23 protein-coding genes and 1 tRNA gene are annotated in these 25,007 nt (G+C 36.8%); all 24 read right to left on the bottom strand.

Annotated elements, in window-relative coordinates; translation table 11 throughout:
• Positions 1 to 120: 120 nt before the first annotated feature.
• Positions 121 to 1,281, bottom strand: a complete 1,161-nt coding sequence (locus BLP50_RS03280; protein WP_090150917.1) for a hypothetical protein — start codon at positions 1,279 to 1,281, stop codon at positions 121 to 123.
• Positions 1,282 to 1,514: 233 nt separating this feature from the next.
• Positions 1,515 to 2,024, bottom strand: a complete 510-nt coding sequence (locus tag BLP50_RS03275; RefSeq protein ID WP_090150914.1) for an SEC-C metal-binding domain-containing protein — start codon at positions 2,022 to 2,024, stop codon at positions 1,515 to 1,517.
• 165 nt (positions 2,025 to 2,189) lie between these two features.
• Positions 2,190 to 3,260: a C40 family peptidase gene (locus tag BLP50_RS03270; protein WP_090150911.1), complete on the bottom strand. Its 1,071-nt coding sequence runs from the start codon at positions 3,258 to 3,260 to the stop codon at positions 2,190 to 2,192.
• A gap of 121 nt (positions 3,261 to 3,381) precedes the next feature.
• The gene (locus BLP50_RS03265; protein ID WP_090150908.1) at positions 3,382 to 4,302 is read right to left on the bottom strand and encodes a bifunctional riboflavin kinase/FAD synthetase; all 921 of its coding nucleotides are present in this window, start codon (positions 4,300 to 4,302) and stop codon (positions 3,382 to 3,384) included.
• A gap of 2 nt (positions 4,303 to 4,304) precedes the next feature.
• A complete protein-coding gene (gene truB, locus BLP50_RS03260) occupies positions 4,305 to 5,210 on the bottom strand; it encodes a tRNA pseudouridine(55) synthase TruB (protein ID WP_090150905.1) in 906 nt (301 codons plus the stop codon).
• A complete protein-coding gene (locus BLP50_RS03255) occupies positions 5,210 to 6,187 on the bottom strand; it encodes a DHH family phosphoesterase (protein WP_090150902.1) in 978 nt (325 codons plus the stop codon). Before BLP50_RS03255 ends, truB begins: the two co-directional genes overlap by 1 nt.
• Positions 6,188 to 6,234: 47 nt before the next feature.
• Positions 6,235 to 6,606: a 30S ribosome-binding factor RbfA gene (gene rbfA / locus BLP50_RS03250; protein WP_090150899.1), complete on the bottom strand. Its 372-nt coding sequence runs from the start codon at positions 6,604 to 6,606 to the stop codon at positions 6,235 to 6,237.
• Entirely contained in the window at positions 6,606 to 9,275 is a 2,670-nt protein-coding gene (infB, locus tag BLP50_RS03245) for a translation initiation factor IF-2 (RefSeq protein WP_090150896.1), read from the bottom strand. The genes rbfA and infB overlap by 1 nt, the downstream gene beginning before the upstream one ends.
• A 20-nt stretch (positions 9,276 to 9,295) precedes the next feature.
• Positions 9,296 to 9,598: a L7Ae/L30e/S12e/Gadd45 family ribosomal protein gene (locus tag BLP50_RS03240; RefSeq protein WP_242869208.1), complete on the bottom strand. Its 303-nt coding sequence runs from the start codon at positions 9,596 to 9,598 to the stop codon at positions 9,296 to 9,298.
• Entirely contained in the window at positions 9,588 to 9,854 is a 267-nt protein-coding gene (gene rnpM / locus BLP50_RS03235) for an RNase P modulator RnpM (RefSeq protein ID WP_090150894.1), read from the bottom strand. The genes BLP50_RS03240 and rnpM overlap by 11 nt, the downstream gene beginning before the upstream one ends.
• Positions 9,854 to 11,053: a transcription termination factor NusA gene (nusA, locus tag BLP50_RS03230; RefSeq protein ID WP_090150893.1), complete on the bottom strand. Its 1,200-nt coding sequence runs from the start codon at positions 11,051 to 11,053 to the stop codon at positions 9,854 to 9,856. Before nusA ends, rnpM begins: the two co-directional genes overlap by 1 nt.
• A 26-nt stretch (positions 11,054 to 11,079) precedes the next feature.
• The gene (gene rimP / locus BLP50_RS03225; RefSeq protein ID WP_090150891.1) at positions 11,080 to 11,550 is read right to left on the bottom strand and encodes a ribosome maturation factor RimP; all 471 of its coding nucleotides are present in this window, start codon (positions 11,548 to 11,550) and stop codon (positions 11,080 to 11,082) included.
• 202 nt (positions 11,551 to 11,752) lie between these two features.
• Positions 11,753 to 11,824 (bottom strand) — tRNA-Glu (locus tag BLP50_RS03220).
• A gap of 123 nt (positions 11,825 to 11,947) precedes the next feature.
• On the bottom strand, positions 11,948 to 12,964 hold the full coding sequence (gene galE, locus BLP50_RS03215) for a UDP-glucose 4-epimerase GalE (protein WP_090150888.1): 1,017 nt from the start codon (positions 12,962 to 12,964) through the stop codon (positions 11,948 to 11,950).
• A gap of 72 nt (positions 12,965 to 13,036) precedes the next feature.
• Positions 13,037 to 14,014: a glycosyltransferase family 2 protein gene (locus BLP50_RS03210; protein ID WP_090150885.1), complete on the bottom strand. Its 978-nt coding sequence runs from the start codon at positions 14,012 to 14,014 to the stop codon at positions 13,037 to 13,039.
• Positions 14,015 to 14,024: 10 nt separating this feature from the next.
• Positions 14,025 to 15,038 carry a glycosyltransferase family 2 protein gene (locus BLP50_RS03205; protein WP_090150882.1) on the bottom strand — a complete coding sequence of 338 codons (1,014 nt, stop codon included), beginning with the start codon at positions 15,036 to 15,038 and terminating at the stop codon, positions 14,025 to 14,027.
• Between the two features lie 17 nt (positions 15,039 to 15,055).
• The gene (locus tag BLP50_RS03200) at positions 15,056 to 16,360 is read right to left on the bottom strand and encodes a hypothetical protein (protein ID WP_090150879.1); all 1,305 of its coding nucleotides are present in this window, start codon (positions 16,358 to 16,360) and stop codon (positions 15,056 to 15,058) included.
• Positions 16,361 to 16,414: 54 nt separating this feature from the next.
• On the bottom strand, positions 16,415 to 18,172 hold the full coding sequence (locus BLP50_RS03195) for an ABC transporter ATP-binding protein (protein ID WP_090150876.1): 1,758 nt from the start codon (positions 18,170 to 18,172) through the stop codon (positions 16,415 to 16,417).
• A gap of 2 nt (positions 18,173 to 18,174) precedes the next feature.
• Positions 18,175 to 19,914, bottom strand: a complete 1,740-nt coding sequence (locus tag BLP50_RS03190; protein ID WP_090150873.1) for an ABC transporter ATP-binding protein — start codon at positions 19,912 to 19,914, stop codon at positions 18,175 to 18,177.
• Between the two features lie 2 nt (positions 19,915 to 19,916).
• A complete protein-coding gene (locus tag BLP50_RS03185) occupies positions 19,917 to 21,107 on the bottom strand; it encodes an acyltransferase family protein (protein WP_090150870.1) in 1,191 nt (396 codons plus the stop codon).
• Positions 21,108 to 21,127: 20 nt separating this feature from the next.
• Positions 21,128 to 23,269 carry a GH3 family acyl-acid amido synthetase gene (locus tag BLP50_RS03180; protein ID WP_090150866.1) on the bottom strand — a complete coding sequence of 714 codons (2,142 nt, stop codon included), beginning with the start codon at positions 23,267 to 23,269 and terminating at the stop codon, positions 21,128 to 21,130.
• 554 nt (positions 23,270 to 23,823) lie between these two features.
• Positions 23,824 to 24,183 (bottom strand): 50S ribosomal protein L20, encoded by a 360-nt coding sequence (rplT, locus tag BLP50_RS03175; RefSeq protein ID WP_090150863.1) that lies wholly within the window; start codon positions 24,181 to 24,183, stop codon positions 23,824 to 23,826.
• A 41-nt stretch (positions 24,184 to 24,224) separates the two neighbouring features.
• Entirely contained in the window at positions 24,225 to 24,422 is a 198-nt protein-coding gene (gene rpmI, locus BLP50_RS03170) for a 50S ribosomal protein L35 (RefSeq protein ID WP_028236330.1), read from the bottom strand.
• A gap of 18 nt (positions 24,423 to 24,440) precedes the next feature.
• On the bottom strand, positions 24,441 to 24,938 hold the full coding sequence (gene infC, locus BLP50_RS03165) for a translation initiation factor IF-3 (protein ID WP_028236329.1): 498 nt from the start codon (positions 24,936 to 24,938) through the stop codon (positions 24,441 to 24,443).
• Positions 24,939 to 25,007: the final 69 nt, after the last annotated feature.

Below are 25,007 nucleotides of genomic sequence, written 5' to 3'. Positions count from 1 at the left end.
CGGTATTTTTCCCGCAGGAACACAAGTATATTCCCATGATCGTGCAAAAAAATAGTATTCTTATATTTCTTTTTTTCATAATCTCATTCCCTTTCTATGTATAAGCTTTATCGCAATTTATTAATTACTGAAATTAGCTTTTATTTCTTCAGAAGTATGAGTTCCATGAAGTGGTAAATAATCTAATTCAATAAGATTATCTACCTCCTCCTTAAGTTGTTCATCCGTCAATTCATCATCTGTATAATTAGAATAAAAAATCTCTGGCTCAAAACTCTCCATGACTTCATCTGATAATTCTTCTTCATCAGGAACATCATCACGATCCAAGTCATTCCAAAAATTTGAATAGCGTGTATAACACCATTTAACTTTATCATTTTCAATACGACCTAAATTTATTAACTCTCTATAGTCTTTACAAGCTAATTGGCATATATAAATAGTATTGTCATATGGAACATATTTAAAACCTGATGTATCATGAGGACCATAAGTTATAAAATCTGCCACCTTATATGCAGTTCCTTCTTTAAAAGTATATATATCTAAAGCATTACCTACATAATCGATAATTAATTCTGGAACATCATCACCGTCCAGAAAATGTAAATCATATTTCACACCATCTTTATAACAAATAACATAGTAATCTACTATCGAAGAATACGCTTCTTGATATGATTTAAATTTTCCATTCAAATAATCTTTAGTAAAATAGTTAACAACATCATCCGCCTTATAATCTGACTTTAAATATTTCATAACGGCATCTGACGCAATTTCACTTAGTAGAAAAGTAGGATAGTCCTTACCATAATCGAATTGACCTTCAAAGCACCATATTTTCCCTGCCCCATCTTGAAATCCTGTTATTATAAGATCAGGTATATTATCAAAATTAATATCTGAAGATTTAATTTCGCTTACATAATCTGGCAAATAATCCCACATCTCATAAGGGGAATATTCCTCACTACCATTAAAAAGATATTGTGATTCTTCAGATTCTTTATATGAAATATAAATATTTTCACTGCAATCACCTGGAAAACAAATTTTAAAATCACCTTCATAACCGGTAATAGCTAAATCATATTCTAAAGGCTTGCCATCAACTATAGTCCATATTGGATCTTCCCCTGTAAATACAGAATTAATAAATCTGTGATTATCAATATTTTTTATAAAGTAAATAATCGCCACCAAAATAAAAAAAATAATAACCAGAAATATTATTTTATTAATCTTTAATTTTCCTTTTAACTCATTAAAAAACATATAATTATCCTCTTTCTAAATGCAATCTACAAACATGCCCGCGAATAATTATTTTAAACTCCCAATAAATCAAATTTTCTTATAAATCCACAACTATCCTCCTTTATGCAATATTTCTATATAAAAGTTCATATAGTGTTAGTAGTATTTTAATACTTATACTCGGTAATGTCAATGTTTATTCAGCCATTAAAAAACGCACCCATCAGGGTGCGTTAATTTGCTAATATAGATTATTTCTTGTTCATACAGCAGTGCTTATACTTCTTACCAGAACCACATGGACATGGATCATTACGTCCTACCTTTTTCTCAGTACGGACGATTGTGTGCATGTTCTTAGCTTCCTTTGTAAGGGCCTTTAACTGCTCCTCATCGAAAATCTTCTCCCACTGTGGAAGACCATATAACCAATCAGCCTTAGCATCAATCATATTCTTGTAAAGCTTTTCCTTATCGAACTTAAGAGAAACTACTGTATCCTCTTCCATAGTCTCGATAGGATTTGGTGTAACAAGGGAGTCATTAATACCATCAAGGAAACCAACCATTGGCATAATCTCTAATTTATATTTATCAGCAAGCTCCTTAACAGTGCCCTTAACCTCTGTGTCAGGGTCATCTAAAAGCTGCTCGTAAACTCCTTTTTCAAGCAAAAAGTAATTCTGCCAAAATCTCTGTAAATCAGCCTGTGACTGATTCTGGTTGTAGGCAATCTTCTGCCATTGTTCTAATAAACTCATTTTAAATTCCTCTCCAATAAATAATCAAAATTGTGTGGCATGCCACGAAGAAAATTATAACATAACCCATAATAAAAGGCTAGATAACATAAGTTTTCTAGCCTTTAACATTTCATTTAATACGGGAAAACTCACCGCCCTTTACCAGGGGGCCACCCGATAGCTTTAATCATAAAGAACTCTGACACACTTAATTGGTGTACGGTACATGTAGTTTGAAATCTTGATACCGTCACGCTTGTTAGACGCGTGAACAATCTGACCACCACCAATGTAGATAGCTACGTGATTGATAGAACCACCTCTACCGTAGAAAATCAAATCGCCAGGCTTAAGCTCTGATGTAGAGATTGTAGTTCCTTCATTGGCCTGTGCTCTAGATGAATGTGAAAGTCTAACACCATACTGAGCCATAACCTGCATTGTAAATCCAGAACAATCAATACCATTAGTAAGTGATGTACCGCCCCACACGTATCTATTACCAACATACTGAAGAGCAAAATCACAAGCTGCCATACGCACATCTGATACACCGGCACCATAGCGAGCCTCTGTAAGTGTCATAGCTGTAGTAAGTGATAAATCAACATCTACATATTCTGAAGATACATAACCAGTATCACCATCTACGTCAACCTCAATCCATTCATCTTCCTGAGTGTTGTTAAGGATAGGAACTTCCTCACCATCAGCAAGCTGATAAATAATCTCGCAATCTGTATTAGGCTCTACTCTAACTCTAAGACCACCAGTAGTAGATGTCGCTACATACTCTGCAAGCTCTAATGCCTTGTCCCATGCATCATCACCTGTAATAAGGTACTCAGAAAGTACATAACCCTCTACCTCGCCAGACTTGATGTAGCTCCACTCGCCCTCAGTCTTAAGAATCTCACAGGCTGCATTAGCAGGAAACTTACCAACAAGCTTACCATCTGTAGATGCACTCTCACGAATGTTAAGGTTACCCTCAGAAACATTACAGATACCAATATTATCGTATCCGTAGATATCACCAAGTGACTTAGCAGTGGCAATAGCCTGAGAATCTGTCACTGAAATAGAAGTAAGTGCATCTTCGTCAAAGGCTGCTGCTGAAATAACACCAGCTGTAGCTGAGTAATCACCATCTGTAGAATTATCAATTATTTTATTTTTAGAATCGATGCTATGATCGATGATAAGTGCCAAAGCGCAAACAATAGAAAAAGCTGAAATAATGCGTTTCTTCATAAAACCTCCAATTAAAAAATACTAATAAACGCAACTAAGTAATTATATCAACTCATTCGATACTTGTCAATGTTTTGTAACAATAGCTGTAACATTTGCGTAACAATTGTCACCAAAAATCTTATCTTTTATTAAAGAAATCCTTGGCAATAGTCTTATCCTTACTCATCTGAGCCTTTAATTCATCTATAGAATTAAACTTCATCTCAGGTCTAAGGAATGAAACAAATGTTACCTTGACAAATTTACCGTATAAATCCCCGTTGTAATCCAAAATATGTGTCTCTATTCCCACTATATTAGCATCTGATACAGATGGCTTTGTGCCAACATTGGTCACACCATGATAAATCCTACCATCAAAATCTATAGTAGTAACATAAACTCCAAATTTTGGAACAAGTTTTGATGCCTCTGGCATAATATTGATAGTTGGAATACCTATAGTATGACCAAGATGAGCACCATGAACCACTTCTCCCCAGACAAAATATTCATAGCCAAGCATCTCGTTAACTATATCAATATGTCCTTTAGTGAGTTCTTCTCTAATATAAGTACTGCTTATGTCCCTGTCATTAAGCTTGATTTTATCTATTATCTTAAGCTCAAATCCAAGTTCATCTGCTAATTCCTTAAGCAATGTAACATTGCCGGCTCCCTTATATCCAAAGGTAAAATCAGAGCCTGCAACCATGTATTTCATATTAAGATTATTAACAAGATATTCAATAAAGCTCCTAGCATCAGTCTCCATAAGCTGCTTGTCAAATGGGCACTCAATCAAATAATCAATTCCATTATTATCAAGCATAAAAACACGCTCTTTATTAGTGATAAGAGTTGGTGACTTATCATCAGTCAAAGCTATTCTAGGAGAATTAGTGAAAGTAATCATGCATGACTTAAGTCCAAGAGACTCTTTAGCAATAATATCAGAGGTCAAAAGATGGTGTCCCTTATGGATACCATCAAACTTACCTACTGTGATTGCTGTAGGTTCTTTAATTGTAGTATTAAATAAAGAATGTATATATTCCATAATTATTCTAAAAACATTTTCTCCAAAATAAAGTGAGATTCTTGATATTTATACACACCAATAAATCTATTATCCGGAAGGAATATTCTGTAATTATCCCCATCTTCAAATGAACTTATTGATTCAGCAAAAACATTTGCCTCAGGTATAGGTGCACCATTAACTGCATGCAGTATCGCCTCTTCAGTAGGGATAACAAATACCGTGCCCATACCTTCAAAAGCCTGTGCAACTGGCATCATTATACCATCTATATTGCCATTTTTGACGATTCGTTCTATTTCATCAAGTGTTTTTGCATCTGAAATATCAAACTGGCTAACGCGAGTTCTAACTAATGATTTCATAGCGCAACCACATCCTAATTTCTCGCCAATATCATGGCAAAGAGACCTGATATACGTTCCCTTGCTGCAATGAATCCTGATAGAAACCTCAGGCAAATTCATTTCTAAAATATCAATGCTAAATATTGTAACTGGTCGAGGCTTCCTCTCCACCTCTTTCCCCTCTCTTGCAAGCTCATAAAGCTTTTTGCCATTAACTTTGAGGGCGGAATACATTGGAGGGACCTGCATAATATCGCCTACAAAACTGTTAATAGCATCAGTAACTTCGGAATCTGATGCCGTAACAGATTTGCGAGATAAAATACGACCACTCATATCATATGTGTCAGTCTCGGTACCAAGCAACATGACACACTCGTATACCTTGTCCTTGTCAGTAAGCATATCACAAAGCTTAGTTGCCTTACCGACACATACAGGAAGCACACCGGTAGCATCAGGATCTAAAGTACCAGTGTGCCCAATTTTCTTTATCTTTAAAATTCCACGTAGCTTAGCTACCACATCAAATGAAGTGAAGCCAGCTTCCTTGTAGACATTAATAATGCCGCTATTCATTAATTGATTCCTAACTGTTTAAACTGTTCTTCAATCATGTCTACTATCTCAGCAATAATAGACCATGGTTCTTTGGTATTTACAGAAAAACCAGCCGCCTTTTTGTGACCACCGCCGCCATATACGCCAGTGATAGCTGTAAGGTCTACATCACCAGTAGCTCTAGTGCTGCCCTTGAAATCGCCATCTTCTAATTCATAAAGGAATACTGCAACCTCTACACCAGTAGTGTCTCTAAGCTGCTGTACAATTCCCTCTAAATGCTTGCTCTGGGCTCCATATTGGGCCATATCCTCTGCTGTAATAACTGCAGCAATAATCTTGCCATCATCATAGGTCTTACAGTTTAGAAGTGCTGTGCCAAGCATTTTATTTTGAATCATTGTCTTAGCATAATATGTGTCAGTACAAATCTTAGGATAATCGATTCCCTTACTCATCAAAAATCCTGCAGCTGCCATTGTAGCTTCTGTTGTACATGAATACTGAAAAACACCTGTGTCATGGATAATACCAAGATAAAGGCACTCTGCAATATCCTTAGTAATTTTATCTTTTCCAAATTGATTGTAGATAAGTTCGCAAGTAGAGCTATCATCCGGAATAATATAGCTATATTCCGCGAATCCACCATTAGTCAAATGATGGTCAATACATACTGTGTGAGCCGCCTTTTCAAAAAACGCACATGCATCACCCAGTCTAGACCCCTCACTACAATCTAGTGCAATATATAAATCAAAGACTGTATCCTCAGCAAGTGCGTGAATGTCCTCGATTTTATCTGTGTTCTTAAGAAATTTGAATATGTTAGGGATAGGATCAAGATAGACATGAACCTCTACCTCTGGAAAATATGTAACAATGTAATTGTAAACAGCCATACAAGAGCCTACACAATCACCGTCTGGGCGTATATGACCAGAAATTGCCACTGTCTTTGAATTAGAGATAAGTTCATTAAAGTTGTCTATCATTGTCTTCTCCTTATTTCACCATATATTAAATAGATAAAAGCTATAAATTAGTCTTCATCCTTATGAAGTGGTGCATTGACCTCATCAATAAGCTTGCTCATCTTAGCAGCATAAGCAATTGACTGGTCGCTTACGAATGTAATCTCAGGTGTATTTCTAAGATTAATTCGTCTAGCAAGCTCTCTTCTGATGAAGCCTGCAGAACTCTTAAGTCCCTCAAGAGTCTTCTTAACAGCCTCATCATCACCGAGAACAGAAATATAAGCTTTGCAAGTCTTAAGGTCTGGGGCAACCTCCACAGATACCACCGATGTAACCGGTGATATACGTGGATCCTTTACCTCTAGACGAATAATATTAGAAAGCTCACGCATAACTTCTTCGTTTATGCGAATATTCTTAACTGAATTCTTTCTCATTATCTAGGTACCTCAACCATAATGTAAGCCTCGATAACATCCATCTCCTGAACATCATTGAAATCTTCAATTACGAGACCACACTCGAAGTTAGACTTAACTTCCTTGACATCATCCTTGAATCTCTTAAGAGAACCAAGCTTGCCTTCGTGAATAAGCTCGCCTTCACGAGTAACACGAACCATACAATCTCTCTGGAAGTAACCATCAGTAACATAAGAACCTGCGATGTTACCAACACCTGAAGCCTTGAATATCTGACGAACTTCTGCATGACCAATAACCTTCTCCTCGAAGATTGGATCAAGCATACCCTTCATAGCAGACTCAACATCATTGATTGCATCGTAGATTACCTTGTAAAGACGAAGGTCAACACCCTCTCTATCTGCTGTCATCTTAGCCTGAGGATCAACACGAACGTTGAAACCGATGATGATAGCATTTGAAGCTGAAGCAAGAACTACATCAGACTCGTTGATTGTACCAACACCACCGTGGATAGTCTTAACAACAACCTCTTCGTTAGAAAGCTTCTCAAGTGACTGCTTAACAGCCTCAACAGAACCCTGAACGTCAGCCTTAACGATGATATCAAGCTCTTTAAGATTTCCTGACTCAATCTCACTGAAGAGTGCATCAAGAGACATCTTAGACTTAGTCTGCTCAACAAGCTTGTTCTTGTGCTCTGCAACAAATGTATCTGCAAATGCATGTGCTTCCTTTTCGGAATCAAATGACATTAATACTTCACCAGCGTTTGGAACCTCTGAAAGACCAAGGATTTCAACTGGAACTGAAGGACCTGCACTCTTAACACGTGCACCTGTATCATCAAGCATAGCTCTAACCTTACCGTAGCAGCTACCGCAGGCAACAGGATCGCCAACGTGAAGTGTACCCTTCTGAACAAGTACTGTAGCAACAGCACCACGTCCCTTATCAAGCTGTGCCTCGATAACAAGACCACGAGCCTTACGGTTAGGGTTGGCCTTAAGCTCAAGTACCTCAGCTGTAAGAAGAATCATCTCAAGAAGGTTATCGATACCCTCTTTAGTGTGAGCTGATACTGGACAGAATACTGTGCTTCCGCCCCAATCCTCAGGGATAAGCTGATACTCTGAAAGCTCCTGCTTAACTCTATCAATATTAGCGTTTGGCTTATCAATCTTGTTGATTGCAACAATGATTTCAATACCAGCAGCCTTAGCATGGTTAATAGCCTCTACTGTCTGTGGCATAACACCATCATCAGCAGCTACTACAAGAATAGCTATATCTGTAGAGTTAGCACCACGCATACGCATAGCTGTAAATGCCTCATGACCAGGAGTATCAAGGAATGTAATATCCTGACCATTAATAGATACTGTATAAGCACCGATGTGCTGTGTAATACCACCAGCCTCACGGTCTGTAACCTTTGTATCACGAATAGCATCAAGGAGTGATGTCTTACCGTGATCAACGTGACCCATTACGCAGACAACAGGTGGACGTGATGGGAAACTTGATGTATCCTCATCCTCTTCCTTAAGAAGCTCTGCGATAACATCAACTTTTTCCTCTTCTTCACAAATACAGTTGAACTCAAGAGCAATCTCAGAAGCCTCATCAAAATCAACTTCCTGGTTAACAGTAACCATCTTACCCTTTAAGAAAAGAGTCTTAACAACTGCAGAAGACTGAACCTTCATCTTGTCTGCAAGGTCCTTAATAGTAATTCTATCAGGAATTGTGATAGTGAGAACTTCATTCATATCACGCTCTGGTGCCTTAGGAGCATTATTCTTTTTCTTCTTACCACCATTCTTCTCAAGATTGATGAAACGCTCTTGCTTCTTGCCGCCTAAGTTGTTCTCTCTATCGTTATTATTTTTCTTTTTCTTGTCATCACGACGGCCGCCCTTGCCACTTGAAGCTGGTGACATATCTGCAGCTGGTGCCTGAGATGGACGATTATTATTTCTATCGTTTCTCTTGTCTGGTCTAGAAGCACCATTTCTATCGTCTCTAGAAGGTCTCTCAGGACGCTGACCTCTATTGTCGCCTCTGTTTTCTCCTCTATTTGGACGTTCTGAACGTTCTGGGCGCTCGCTTCTCTCTGGACGCTCTGAACGCTCTGGACGCTCAGGTCTCTTAGCCTGGCGTGGAGCCTCTGCATCAACAGGCTTCTTCTTTGAAGCAAACTCTGTATCATTAGACTGAGCAGATGCTCTCTGGGATGGACGAACACCGTCAGCAAATGAACGAGGTCTGATTGGTCCACGTGGCTGCTGTGGCTGAGAGCTATTATTTCTCTTATCTCTGCCGCCATCTCTATTCTCAGAACGTGAAGAATCAGAACCACGTCTTCTTCTGTCATCTCTATCACGAGTTACAACGAAGACATTTTTCTTTTTCTTGATTGGATTGCCATCCTTATCAACTGGGCGTGCCTTTTTAGCAGCATCCTTGTCAGCAGGTGCCTCTTTTTTCTCAGGAGCTGCCTCCTTAGCTGCTGGCTTCTCAGAAGCGCCACCGAAATTAGCTCTAACCTTTGCCGCCATATCTTCTTCGACGCCGCTCTGCGCCTTTGCTTCTATACCATTTGAACTTAAGAAAGCGATAACGTCCTTGCTCTCTTTACCAAGCTCTTTGGCTAATTCATGTACTTTAATTTTTGCCATCTAATATCCTCCTCAACTACTTAACTGCGTATCTTATTTAGAATACTTAAGGATAAATTTTCATCGCACACTACGATAGATGCCCGATATTCTTTGCCAATTGCATGACCTAAAGATTCCTTAGTGCCATATTCTACATAATCAACTCCGTAGAACTCACAGGAATTCGAAAATGATTTCTTAGTGTTAGCAGATGCATCAGTAGCTACAATACAAAGGAAACCAGTGCCTCCCTTAATTGCCTCTTCGCATGCAAACTCTCCGCTAGCTAAAGCGCCAGCCTTCATAGCTAAGCTAATCATATTAAGTGCTTTATCTATCATTTTTAAACTCCGCATATAAGCTATCAATTACCTCTTGAGAAACAGGACATCTAAGAGACCTGTTAAAAGACTTTTTCTTATCAGCAAGCTGAATACATTCTATCTTGCGACAAACATAAGCCCCACGGCCCTGAGCCTTATAAGTCAAATCAAGCTGAATGCCTTCTTCTGTTCTTACAACTCTGTATAGTTCATCCTTGGGAACCATCTGCCCGCATGCAACGCATTTTCTAAGAGGTATTGTCTTATTTATCATTACTCTTCCTCTGAAGACTCTTCTGAATCAGCCTCAGCCTCATCATACTCGCCATCCTCATCGTAGTACTCTTCTTCATCATAGTACTCATCGTCATCATAATCCTCTTCGTAATCGAGGAAATCGCCAGCCTCTCTAGCCTGAGTCTCGCTCTTGATATCAATCTTGAAGCCTGTAAGACGTGCAGCAAGACGAGCATTCTGGCCCTCCTTACCGATTGCAAGTGAAAGCTGATAATCAGGAACTACTACACGAGCGCTCTTCTCATCTGCATCAGCAACAACTGCAACAACCTTTGCTGGAGAAAGTGCATTCTCGATAAGGTAAGCTGGGTTCTCATCCCACTCAACAATATCGATCTTCTCGCCGCGAAGCTCATTAACGATAGCGTTAACACGTGCACCATTCTGACCTACGCAAGCGCCAACTGGATCTACATCCTCGTCATTTGACCATACAGCAATCTTTGTACGGCTACCAGCCTCACGTGAGATTGACTTAATCTCTACGATACCATCTCTAACTTCTGAAACCTCTTCCTCGAAAAGCTTCTTAACAAGCTCAGGATGTGTACGAGAAACAACAATACGAGGTCCCTTGCTAGACATCTTAACTTCTACGATATATACCTTGATTCTGTCCTGAATCTTGTAGAACTCACCCTTAACCTGCTCAGACTCTGAAAGGAAGCCCTCAAGCTTGCCAAGATTAACGTGGATATTGTTGCCTGAGAAACGAGTAACAACACCAGTAACAACCTTGTGCTGAAGCTCATAGTACTCTTTGTAAAGTACGTTTCTCTCTTCCTCACGAATCTTCTGAGTGATAGTGTTCTTAGCAGCTGTAGCTGCGATTCTACCAAACTCCTTAGACTTAACTTCGATTTTAACAACATCACCTACCTGAAGCTTGCCATCGATGTTGTGAGCATCTGTAAGAGAAATCTCCTCAACAGAATCCTGTACATCCTCAACTACTGTCTTGATAAGATATACATGGTACTCACCTGAGTTTCTATCAATCTCTACAGAAGCGTTAACTTCCTTTCCTTTACCATTAGGGTCCTTACCCTTTCCATAGTTGTTCTTGCAAGCGATGAGAAGTGAATTCTCAATTGTCTCAATTAACACATCCATGCTAATATTTTTCTCTTTTGCAAGATCTGTAAGAGCATCCCAAAAATCATTTGTATTTGCCATAATTCCTCCTTATTTACAAGAATAATTTAAAAATCTATTGATAATTTAACCTGTGCAACATCTGATCTAGAAAATACCTCTGTTCCATCCTCAAATTCGATGGTAAGTGTATCCTTATCAAATGCCTTGAGCATACCAGTAAATTCTTTTGCTCCATTAACTGGCTTATAAGTCTTGATGTCTACATCCTGACCTATAGCTTTTTCAAAATGCTTATCTTTTTTAAGTACTCTACCAAGTCCTGGTGAGCTAACTTCGAAGATGTATCCCTCGTCGCCGCCAATCTGAGGCTCTGCATCGAGAAGATCATTCATTCTTCTGCTGACTTCCACACAATCGTCAATTGTGATACCTCCATCCTTGTCAATGTAGGCTCTAAGGTAATAGTCTGCACCTTCCTTGACGTATTCTACGTCATATAGCTCAAAGCCTAACTCATCAAGAATAGGAGTAATCAATTCTTCCGTACGTTTTTCGTAATCGGTGTGTTTTGACATTATCGTCCTCCTTATTCAGTTGTAGGAATCAAATGAATAATCCATCTGATTCAGTTTAAAATTGAAAGAGCATAAATAAAGAGAGAGCAATTAGCTCTCTCCTCAGTCGTTCTCTTCATCAACAATAGCTATTATAACAGAAAACCTAAAAAATTCAAGTTTTTAGGCAAAATAATAGCGTCATCTGACGATGACGCTTTCGCAGTTCCTAGCGGAATCGAACCGCTGTTTTCGCCGTGAGAGGGCGACGTCTTAACCGCTTGACCAAGGAACCATATTGTCTGTCGCTAATCACCTCAGCGACAAGACATATATTACTATGTGGATTGGCTTTCGTCAACCCCTTTTCTTAAAAATTTTATTTTCAGAATAACTCAAACATTCAGATATTTGTTTATTATTTGCTATAACCATTTGGATTATTCTTCTGCCATCTCCAAGAATCAGCACACATTTCCTTAATGCCGTACTCTGCTGTCCAGCCAAGCTCTTCCTTAGCCTTTGTAGCATCTGAGTAACATGTAGCTATATCTCCTGCACGACGTGGCTTAATTGTGTATGGAATCTTGATATCATTTGCCTCCTCAAAGTTCTTAACAATATCAAGAACTGAGTAGCCCACACCTGTACCGAGATTGTAAATCTTAAGGCCAGCCTTCTCTTCAATCTTCTTAAGAGCCTTAACATGCCCCTTAGCAAGATCTACTACATGAATATAATCACGTACACCTGTACCATCTGGAGTATCGTAATCGTTTCCAAATACACCAAGCTCTGGAAGCTTACCAACTGCAACCTGAGTAATATAAGGCATCAAGTTGTTTGGAATACCGTTTGGATTCTCTCCCATTGTTCCTGATGGATGAGCACCGATAGGATTGAAATAACGGAGAAGAACTACATTCCATTCATTATCTGCCTTCTGGATATCTGTAAGAATCTGCTCAAGCATTGACTTAGTCCATCCATAAGGATTAGTACACTGCCCCTTTGGACAATTCTCTGTAATAGGTATCTCAGCTGGATCTCCATATACAGTAGCTGATGATGAGAAAATGATATTCTTGCAATTATGCTGTCTCATTACATCAACAAGTGTAAGTGTACCTGCTATATTGTTCTCATAGTATTCCCAAGGCTTTTGAACAGACTCACCTACAGCCTTAAGACCTGCAAAATGAATACATGAATCTATATCTTCCTTTTCAAAAACCTCATTCAATCTATCTCTATCTAAGATATCACCCTTGTAAAACTTAACAGCCTTACCAGTAAGAGCCTCTACTCTCTTAAGTGATTCTTCGGAAGAATTGCAAAGATTATCGTAAACAACAACGTCGTAACCCGCCTGCTGAAGCTCAACACATGTATGACTTCCGATGAAACCAGCTCCACCTGTAACTAAAATTGCCATAATAAAGAACCTCCTAAATTTAAGCTATGAATAGATTAGCAAATATCAATGTAATAATAAAGTCAAAAAAAATCATTTTTCTGGCAAAAGCGTGAATAACTCTTCTAACTCAATATCAGAAAATCGTTCATCATTTCTCTTTAAGTCGAACTTAACCTTATAAGGAATCAATTCCTTGCATCCAAATTCATACACAAGCTTTTCTCCCTTTTCCCTGAAAAAATTAAGATAAGAAGAAACATCCAAGCAATCTTTGGCGTACAAAATATTTTGGCAAAGAATATATCTATACATATGACGAATAGACTTTTGAGCTAACTCTAAGTATTCAGGTTTATATTTTTTTATAAATCGAAGAATATTCTGTCCTGCGGAATGAGCACTCTCATAATCCCTATTAAGCTTTGACATTGTACTTACCTGGCTAGTCTGCGACATGCCAGATAAGGCATCATAATGATAAAGGACCTTATTTAACGAAGTAACAACATCAGCATTGCCGAAAAAGACAGTTGAAAAGAAGCTATCTTCTCCCATATTGCAATAAAATGAACTGCATTTTTCTAATGTGCCCTTTATAACAGATGCATCATAAGCATTTTTCCAAATAGCAGGAGGAATCTCTCCTTTCATAAAACTACTTAAGAAATCATCAGTCTCAGGCGGCATCACAGTTACCCCCATTGGCTCCATCATAACTCCGAATCGTATTACATCAGAACCAGTTGAATCGAATGCGTTTTTTAAATCTTCCAAAGCAGTCCGCTCAATAAAATCATCACTGTCTAAAAAGAAAATATGACTTCCAGTTGCATGCTCCATTCCTGTAAAACGAGCAGCCGTCAAAGATTTATTAGTATCATGATGATATACAAAGAATCTTTCATTGTTATCACATAGTTTATCTAAGAATTCTGATGAGCCATCTATCGATCCGTCATCTACAAAAATAACCTCAAAATCCTCTAGTGTCTGATTCTTTAATGAATCTATGCATTTATCCATTTTTCCCATTTGATTATAAACAGGAACAAGTACACTAAAATACATTATCTCCCCCTTATTTCAATGAAAACTTATCGTATTTAACTCCAAGTTTATCAAGCATCTCATCTGTAATTTTATGTTCAAATCTAAACTTGAAAAGTAACGCCTTGTTGCAGCCGTAATCGTATACCATTTCAAGACCTGACTCATCAAATACTTTTAGATAATCAACAATCTTTCTATAGTCATTCTCATCCTTCATAAACATAATCAGGACAAAGCAATACATAGAAACAGCCTTCTCATCAATTAAATCAAGATATTTTGGATTATATTTTGAGATATAAGCTTTCATATGCTCAATACAACATTTAATATTATCTACATGCATTTTGAGCTTTTCTACAGATTGATTTTTTGCCTGTGTAGACATACCAGTACCAATTATGTAGTGATACAAACAATCTTCTAATATTCCATCACTCTCTGCACAAGTGAAAAATACAGAGCTCCAGAATACATCTTCTCCCATATTGCAATAGAATGGCTGGATTTCCTCTACTGCCTTTTTAATAACTTTTTTGCTATAGCAGTTCTTCCACACATTAGGAACCAGTTCATCAGTCATCATGGCATAAAGTGGATTGTCTGTATGAAGTGGAAGTACCTCTTCATTCTCAGGAACCAAGCCAAATCCACCTTCCACAGTATCCATAAATTCTTTTATATATCCGAATCTAAGAATATCAACTGGATTCTTTTGAAGATTGTCATGTAGCAATTCAAGAGCATTTTCCTCTAAATAATCATCACTATCTACAAATAAAACATATTGACCTCTACAATACTTCATTCCTGTATATCTAGCTGCAACTAAGGAGCCATTTTTCTCATGTCTAAGAACTTTAAATCTATCGTCTCCCTGACAAAAGCCAACACACATATTGTAAGAATCATCCGTAGAACCATCATCAACCAAGATAACCTCGAATTCTTTATATGTCTGATTCTTAATAGTTTCAATACAATGATCCATTAATCCCACTTGATTAAAAACTGGAATTAAAATGCTGAAAAAAATATCCATATATTTATTCTCCTATCCTAATCAATTAAATCAAAATCAAAAACATCTGAATAGTAATGCTCATCACTATATATTTCTGCGTCTAGACCTCTGTCACCCAGTTCACTAACAATGCTTTCAATAATTTTTGAACTATCATTTTGATTACCTACAATCAGATGCATATAATCACCGAAAGAACAGAAAATTGCATAATTAGCTCTGGCGGCATCGTAAATCAAGAAATCTTCAAACAAATCATCAACCGCATTACCCATAGTTATATCAGCCATATTAGTAATTACCATAGTCATTGGATTAAAGTTGTCAGCAGATGGTATGTTGGCTAGCTTATCTGCAATAGCTACCACTCCATTTGGGTCTGCCTCAAAACTTTCTACAAGCTCCGCCCTGTCACCTGCAAGCTTTATATGCAAATCTGCTTCAAGCTGTTCTTTCATATTCTGTTTTATTTGAAAACAACGAGTCTTTTCATCTTCCTTAAACATGTCATTTGTCATAGAAAGGAAAATACTATCTGAACAATTAACAAATGTATCTGCTTTTAACATTGGTCTTTGGTCAACACCTGACATTAAAATAATAGGCGAGTTTCCCTTATCAAAATGCTTATGAATTGCCATAGATACAATATCTGATACATAAGGTAATAAAGATACGCCTGATTTTTTTCTCGATTCATTGAACTTCTCAAGAGAAATCTTAGCCTTGCAAATATGAGTGTACTTACAGCTATTATCATATGGCTTTTCTGGAATTGAAAAAGCGTTTAAATTGCTAGCTTTAAAAATCGGATTTACGGATGAATCTCCATATTTTTCATAAGGCATATAGAAAACATCATTATCTAACATCATTGGATTTGGCTTAATTGTCCTGATATTTTTTGTATAGTAAGCTAAATCTTCAGCACTAATATCCATTCCAATTTTTTGCATATACAGATAAAGAACCGTCTTAATATACGAAACCGTACCGGCCCCATCAGAAACACCATGAAAGCCACTATATTTTAAGAACTTATCCTTATAGGAAAAGTAAAACAAAAGTCCATTAGTCTCATCCGACCCAAAATGTACAATCCTCTTGGAATCATATGGCAAAAAAGCCACATTGCCTGAACCCTCACTTGCTTCAAGCTTTCCATTATTAACATTTATTTTTCTATTAAATTCCGGAATATATTCAAGCGCTTCATCAGCACATTTTTTCATTACCGATAGATCAAATTCCTGTTTGAAATACATATCGCAAATAATATCTATTGTGGATCTACCAGATAATACGTAATAAAAAAACTTATCTGATGCACCTAATTTCATATACATCATCCTCCTCTTTTAAAAAAAATATAAGACTAATAAGCTGCGGTAGTCTTATGTATATTGAGAGTCAAACATCTTCCTATAAAGTCCTCTAAGTTTCATCAATTGCTCATGTGTACCATGCTCTTTTACATCACCATCTTGCAAATAAAGGATTTTATCAGCATCAACAATAGTGCTTAGGCGATGAGCAATAATAAAAGTTGTTTTTCCCTCCATAAGCTTAATCATTGCATCCTGAAGCCTTCTTTCTGTCTGTGTATCCACACATGATGTAGCCTCATCCAATATAAGAATAGAACGATTAGCTATAAATGCTCTTGCAATGGCAAGTAACTGTCTTTGACCTGCAGATATATTGGCTCCATTTTCCGCCAATACAAAATTAATTCCACCAGGAAGTAAATCAACAAAATAATCAGCCCCAACTCCCTCTAGAGCGACCTCAATTTCCTCATCAGTGGCATCCTCTCTACCGAGTCTAAGATTATCTGCAATGGTCCCCTGGAAAAACCAAATCTCCTGCGGAACGATTCCAATAAGCTCATGAAGAGTATCCCTATTAAAATCAGTTATCGGAACATTCCCAAGTAATATCTGGCCTTTCAGCACATCATAAAATCTCATTAGCAATTTAATCAGCGTAGTTTTACCAGCGCCTGTAGGACCTACAATAGCAATATGTTCTCCCTCTTTAACATCAAAAGAAAAATTATTTATGACTATCTTATCTTTTGAATAACCAAAGGAAATATTGTCAAAGGATACATTCATATTTGCAGCTTTTACACCTTCAACTGAGGTATCCTTCTCTTCCTCTTCGTCCACAAAAGCAAATACTCTTGAAGCTGCAGCTATAAAACTTTGATAAACACTTCCTAATCGAGCTATTTGCTGCATTGGCTCAGATATACTGTTTACAAAATTAAGAAATGTCTGAACATCACCAATAGGAATCTTTCCAAGGAATGTTAAAAAGGCTCCCAAAATCAAAACGGCAATATGAGCTATATGGCCCACCAACATAACGATTGGCGCCAAAAGATACGAACGAAACAAAGCCTTCTCACTGGCCTTCGATAACTTTCTATTAGTTTCTCTAAATATTGCCTCGTCATCTTCTTCATGGCCAAAAAGTTTTACCACATCAAATCCTGTGTAGTTTTCTTCAACTATTCCATTTAACTCTCCAAGAGTTTTTTGCTGAGCATCAAAATATTTCTGTGATTTAGATAAAACAAGCTTTGATGACAACGCACTAACAGGAACACTTAAAATAACTACAACTGCAAGGATTGGACTTCGATAAAACATTACAACTATCATCATTAATAGATAAATAGGTGCGTCAGCTATCTGAATTAAAAAGGTTCTAAAATTCAGTGAAAGAACATTTACATCATTTGTCAGTGTAGATAATATATCTCCATACAGATGATTTTCATAAAAGCTAAGAGGTAGCTTAGCCATTTTTTCAGAAATCTCTAGTCTAAGGCGAAGCACCATCTTTTGTGTAACATCAATAAGGACGTAATTCTGTAATAGCAAAAATATCCAATTGAATATATATGCCCCACCACATAATGCGATGTAAAACATCAGCTGATCAAATGGAAATGGCTGGTTATTTTTTAGAACCTTTGTCATTCCTTTTGCAAACACAGTAATTGATTGACCAAGCAACACCGGTCCTGCAACTTGAGTGATTGAGTAAAACAAAGCAAACACAAAGGAAAGATATACCTTTAACTTATCCTTACCTAGCAATCTTATGAGTCTTAAAATAGGTTTAGTTGTATCATTTGCCATAATTAAGCCCCCATTTGAGATTGAAGAATTTCTCTAAAGGTATCACTATGCACTGATAATTCTTCATATGTACCTTGTTCACAAATCTCCCCATCCTTCATTAAAATAACTTTGTCAGCATTCTTAATAATAGATAAACGCTGAGTTATAAATATTATGGAAATATCACCTACTATGCTCAAAAGCGCATCTCTTAACTTAACTCCCGTCTCTAAATCAAGAGCCGAGGCACTATCATCTAAAATCAACACTTTTGGAGAGCCAGACAAAGCTCTAGCAATAGTCAAGCGCTGCTTTTGTCCGCCAGAGAAGTTACTGCCCCCTTGTGAAATCCATTCTTCAAATTTTTTTTCTTTTTCATGAATAAATGATAAGGACTGAGATAACTCAGCTGATTCTAGAATAGTTTCATCATCGTAGTCCTTGTCTCTATAAGAGATGTTATATCGAACATCTCCAGTATGAAGAAAGACTCGCTGGGGAACATAACCAATAAATGACCTAAGGTCCTTAAGCTTCATATCTCTAACATCTACACCGCCAATAGTAATAGATCCTTTTGTAGCATCATAAAGCCTAGGTATAAGTTGCATCAAAGTAGTCTTGCCGCAACCTGTATTACCTGTGATAACCGTAAGCTCCCCCTGTTTAGCAGTAAAGGATATATCCCTCACAACAAATCCAGAGTCATCCGAATAACGAAAGCTTACAGAATCAAAGCAAACATCGTAATTAGATAAATTAGATACATTTTCTCCCTTTCCGTCTTTAATCGAAAGTTCCTTTTCAAGAACTTCTTTAATTCTTCCCATACATATAAATGCTGCCGGAAGTTGAATTCCAACCATAGCACCCATAATAATTCCAGATAAAGTCATAAAAAGGTAATTAATAAATGCAACAATATCGCCTACACTCCATATAGCCTTATCAGCAAATACCGCACAAACCCAAATTGCTATAATATCTACGATATTGATAACCATATACATACTTGGCTGCATTATTGATTGAGCAACATCTACGCGGGATGATATATTTTTTATTTTCTCACTAGTATCCTGGATTCTTCTACTGCTCCAGTTTTCTCGATTAAGCGCCCTAAGAATCTGTATGCCCGAAAGCCCCTCTCGTGTAACCCTACTGAGGCCATCAACAAGACTCATAAATGAGACATACAGTGGGCTAACTCTCATAACCAGAAGAATAAAAATTACAATCACAAGAACAACACCTAATATCAATAGAGCCACCAAAGTCTTTCCTAAAGAAAGAACTCCAAGCACTCCGCCGACAATAAGAAAGGGTACTGAAAGGGCCGTTGTAAGAGTTAAATACAAAGCACCTTGGATAGAAATAACATCCCCTGTGCTTCTTGTTATCATTGATGGAATAGAAATGTCATTCATTTCCTTTAAAGAAAATGTCAAAGCCTTCTCGTAGATTGCATTACGAATTCCCTCTGCAACTGAAACAGCAATTTTTCCAGCAAAATAGCCACTTGCTATATTTGCAACTGTCATGGCCACCATAATAAGCACCATGATAATTGTTGCATCAGTAAGGCCTTTTAAATAGATATCCTTACTGATGCCGCCTGTTGTGACGCTATAAGTATCATCCGTCACACGGGCTATATAACTTGTATTGAGCAATGAAAGCCCAACAACTACAATCGAGCAAATTACTAACAGCAATAATCCTCTTTTTTGCCTAAGTAAAAATCTCCCTAGTATTTTCATTATTAAGCCCCTTCAACTTGTCCTTCCATTGGGCGAGTAGCACGAGCCTTTGCAGCTGCAGCTCTCTTCTTTCTAAATTTGTCATACAAAATAGCTGAACCAATAGTAAGAACAAATTCAACAGGAACTATATAAAGATTTCTTGGATCTGATTTATCAATTCCAAATACATAATCCTGAAGATATGCCCAAAGCTGTGTATAAATGTAATGAATCAAATATGTATACATAGTAATATCACCAAGATATACAAGTAGCTTCCATGAGAATAGCTTAGACATATAGCCTCTTCCATAAATGCAAACAAGAAGCATTGGTAAACCGATTAAACAAGGTAATCCTACTGTACAATATGCAAGTGCAATACCAATATCACCGCCAATCAGATATACACCAGCTACAATAAACACGCTAAACACCTGTAATAATAGGAATGCCATTATTTCATAGAAAGTCCATAATCCCTTAGAATAAGGCTTAGCATCAATATCCCTAGTTTTTCTTCTTTCAACATAAATAAATCCAATAATACATCCTAAAATAAAATCAGTTGTTCTCATTATTGGAGAATTCATTGTAAACCAGATAAAGAACTCGCTATCCAAATATCCAGTTTTTGAACCAACAATAATTGTTGCAATAAAAGAAATTGTAAATAATAAAACTGCAGCAATTACACCATTTCTAATTGTCTTAAGCTTTTTGAGAAGCTTTACAATATATGGGAACAAAAAGTATGCAAAGATCATAACTGAAAGGAACCATGAAGGACCATTCAAGAAGAAGGTATATTGCTCTAAGTTTGGAACCCATGCCTGTAATAATGCTAAATTCACACCAACTCTAAATGCAAAATAGCCAAATCCCTCTGGACTTGTTCTGAAATAATCAAAGAAGAAAAATATTACAAATGCAAGTTGAATTAAAGCTGTTTCTACATGGAGAGGATATAATTTTTTAATCCTTCCAATAGAAAACTTAACGTTCTCAACAGGATTTGTTGATAATTCTCTTTCTGAATATGTATAAAACATTAAAAATCCAGACATCATCAAGAAAACACTCATTATAGAAATCTCAAAGAAAATTGGTACTCCTATAAGTCTATAAAATCCACTGTGTTCCCCAAAAACAACTAAAAACAATAAAAATCGTAAAGTTTGTAGTGCATCAAATCTTTTTCTAACAGCCATCTTTTTCTCCTCTTTTCTTTTTATACACAATCTTTAAAAATAATATTTCCCTCTTCTACACCGCTTATTTTAATTTTAAAACGAAGAGGTACTCTATATAATCCAGCATCGCTTGTAACTACTGGACGTACAACCTGGCCTGGTTCTAAGTCATCAGGCAAAATGATATGTGACTCATCCCCCTGATAATTGATAAATTCATAAAATTTATTATCGCGATTCAAAACATATTCGCCATTCTCTTCAGCCCTGGAACCAATCATGCCTTCTTCGCAAATAACCATGGATTTATCAATCTTAATTCCTGAATATTCATCAATTGAATTCGATGTAGGCTGTACATCTATAAGTGTAATATCCGATAATTTTTTCCAGATATCCCTAAGGCTAATTCTTTCCTTTTGGCTATATATTTCTCTTAATTCATTTGCCCTCTTTTGATTACGCTTTAGGTGTAATGCCAAATATTGTTTTACCGCATCATTAAAGCCATAATCCTTATGTAATTTTCCAGCTTCAATATCCTCTATTAAATCTGGCATGAATTCATATATGCTATCTTCGAATTTTCTAAAATCCGTAGCACCAAACACAATGATCTGATCTACATGTTTGTTAGCAACGCTCATTAAGGTGAAAAGGTATCTTCTAGCCAAGTCAAATTCTGGACTAGTATCTGCCTTATCATCCATCTGGTAATATATTTCTCGAGGAATAACAAATTTTCTTGTAAGCTCTGATAGGGTATATCTATATTTTCGATAATAACCATCTAGGGTAATGCCCGAAATGGTACTGCCAAGCACTCCATTATTGAAGCGGACAATAGGTGTGTCAGTCTCAGAAAATACCAGAATATTGTTTCCTTTTAGTACATTTTGAAATGCATCCGCATAGCTTATTGCTTGTTTTTCAGAAACAGGCATATACATTCCATTTATTAACTTCGTATACCAACTTGGCTTTTTACTTGCGTAAATATTAATGTCTCCAATACTCTTTTCCGCATCTACCATCGGCTGGTATGACTCGAGACTTTCAATAGGAACTTGCGATTGAAAGCCTCTGATAGACAAAATATCTTCAAAATGATAACGACTACCAAAATGAGTATTCTCATTTTCCTTTAAAATTCCAGCTAGCACGTCATAATCATTCTGAATTGTGCTTTGGTTTTCAAATCGCTTTGTATTAAGCAAAATTTCAAATGGAAGAATATTCATCATTGTTCTAAATGGCTCCATAAATCTTCCAGCTGGAATAGGTGTTGTCATTTTAAGGTATGGTTCAAAGGTTTCCTTAACAATTGTTCTTGTCTCCTTTTTTACAGAAGGTACCGACAAATATCGACTCATAACAAAACCAAGTGCCAAGATTATATTGTTAACATATAGTCCGTAATCTAATGCATCATCAATTATTCTTGTGGAATTGCGAAGCATGTGTAGGATATCTTCATCAGATTTATCACTACTTAAAATTGATTTCGAATTAATAAAATAGGTATATCCAATCAATTGAGGTAAGAAGCACATCTTATCTGCCAGATGAATTGTCTGCAGATTAAAATAGCAATCTTCTGCATTATCAATATCTTCATCAAACCTAATATGATTTTCATTCAAAAAGTCTCGTTTAAACGCTCTATTAGTTACAAAAAATGGAAAACTATTATAATTACGATTATCAACAGAATCATTCATATCCACGATAATCATTTCTCTAGTTGTATCCCAAGTAACAGTCTCAGATAGTGCCAGCATATCTGGATGTTCAAGTTCAAACTCTCTTCGGAATACAAGTATCTGAGAATTGCTTTTTTTGAAATAATAAATAATCTTCTCCAAAGCATCTTCTCTAAACTTATCATCTCCATCTAGAAATGCCACGTACTCGGAAGTCGCAAGATCAAGTCCAACATTTCTGGGACTAGATGGTGTTCTGCTTTCGTTATTAACCTCCTTTAAAATTACATTTTTAAAGTTGCTTAATTTCTTCTTTGCATAATCAATGTGGTCCTGATCACAATTGTGTAATGCAATTATCCATTCAATATTTTCAAAGCCTAATGTCTGCTTCAGCATGCTATCAATGCAGCTGTTAAACATTTCATAATCCACATTATGAAATGGTGTAATAACAGAAATAATGTATTCTCCCATATACGTTACCTCTCTCTCAACCTTTACTTTTTTAATTCATATATTTTTTCCTACTGCAACTGGATATCTCCAGCTATAAATATTACTTAGCTAATACCTTTAACGATTTACTAAAATGGAGCATAAAGCGTATTTTTATTTGCAGGACATATAAGCTTATATAAAAAGATAGCGCGGTTAATAGCTTCTTAAACAAAAAGCTTCAGACCGCACTATCATATGTACAAGAGGTGTCAAATGAAGACACTCTCCCTACTAAATTTTCAATATTCTTAGTAAAAACCATTAATTCAAGTCTCATAAGTAAATGCCCCAATTTTAGTAGCCGTGTATTAAGCAACGCAAAGGATTATATCATTTACTTTCTGACAAATCTTCGTGTTCACACTTTCTTCACATTTAAATTTCAAAATATTAACATTAATTTTCAGTTTATTTTCAATAGTATTGCAATAATATTTCACTTCATTAGCAGAGCATGTGTTTACTCAAGGTTAAAGAAAACAAAAAAAAGAGTCTTGGATAACCAAGACTCCTTCAAATTCTTAAATTAATTAAGCTGCTACCTTAGACTTTGCAACATCAACAAGCTTTGCAAAACCTTCAGCATCGTTAACAGCGAGCTCAGCGAGCATCTTTCTGTTCATCTCAACACCAGCGAGCTTAAGACCATACATGAACTTAGAGTATGAAAGTCCATTTATACGAGCTGCAGCATTGATACGAGCGATCCAGAGCTGTCTGAACTGTCTCTTCTTCTGCTTTCTACCAGCGTATGATGATGTAAGGGCACGCATAACTGACTGCTTTGCAACACGATACTGCTTGCTTCTAGCGCCTCTGTAACCCTTTGCTAACTTTAATGTTCTATTGTGTCTTTTCTTAGCGTTTAATCCGCCTTTAACTCTTGCCATTTTAAATTCCTCCTAACCAAACTAATAATTAACAACCAATCTTAAAGATATGGAAGTACTTTCTTCATGTTCTTTACATTTGTTGAATCAACGATTGCAGACTGACGAAGATTTCTCTTTCTCTTTGTAGTCTTCTTGGTTAAGATATGGCTCTTGTATGCCTTATTTCTCTTAAGCTTTCCTGTTCCTGTTACCTTAAAGCGCTTTGCAGCTGCTCTTCTTGTCTTCATCTTTGGCATGATAATTTCCTCCTGAATTTAAGATTTCTTTTCTGTAAGCACCAATGACATACTACGTCCTTCAATCTTAGGTGCCTTTTCCACTACTGCAACCTCAGCAAGTGCCTCAGCAAAATCATCAAGAATGTGCTTAGAGGACTGCATATGAGCCATCTCACGGCCACGGAAACGAAGTGTTACCTTAACTTTGTCGCCCTTAGAGATGAACTTCTTAGCTGCGTTAACCTTTGTGTTCATATCATTAGCATCGATGTTTGGAGACATACGAATCTCTTTAACTTCAACAACGTGCTGCTTTTTCTTAGCTTCCTTTTCCTTGCGAGCCTGCTCATAACGGAACTTACCGTAATCAACAATTTTGCACACAGGTGGATTAGCCTTTGGTGAAATCTTGACGAGATCTAATCCCTCGTCGTCTGCAAGTTTCTGCGCCTCGCGCGCTGACATGATGCCAAGCTGTTCCCCATCTGAGCCAATAACACGAACTTCTTTGTCGCGAATCTGCTCATTAATCATTAAATCGCTAATGGTACTACCTCCAAAAAATATAAAAAAAATAGTGGATACAGAATATCCACCATAAAT

Source organism: Pseudobutyrivibrio sp. AR14 (assembly GCF_900101325.1).
Classification (GTDB): domain Bacteria; phylum Bacillota; class Clostridia; order Lachnospirales; family Lachnospiraceae; genus Pseudobutyrivibrio.
This window is presented reverse-complemented; position numbering and strand designations above follow the sequence as displayed.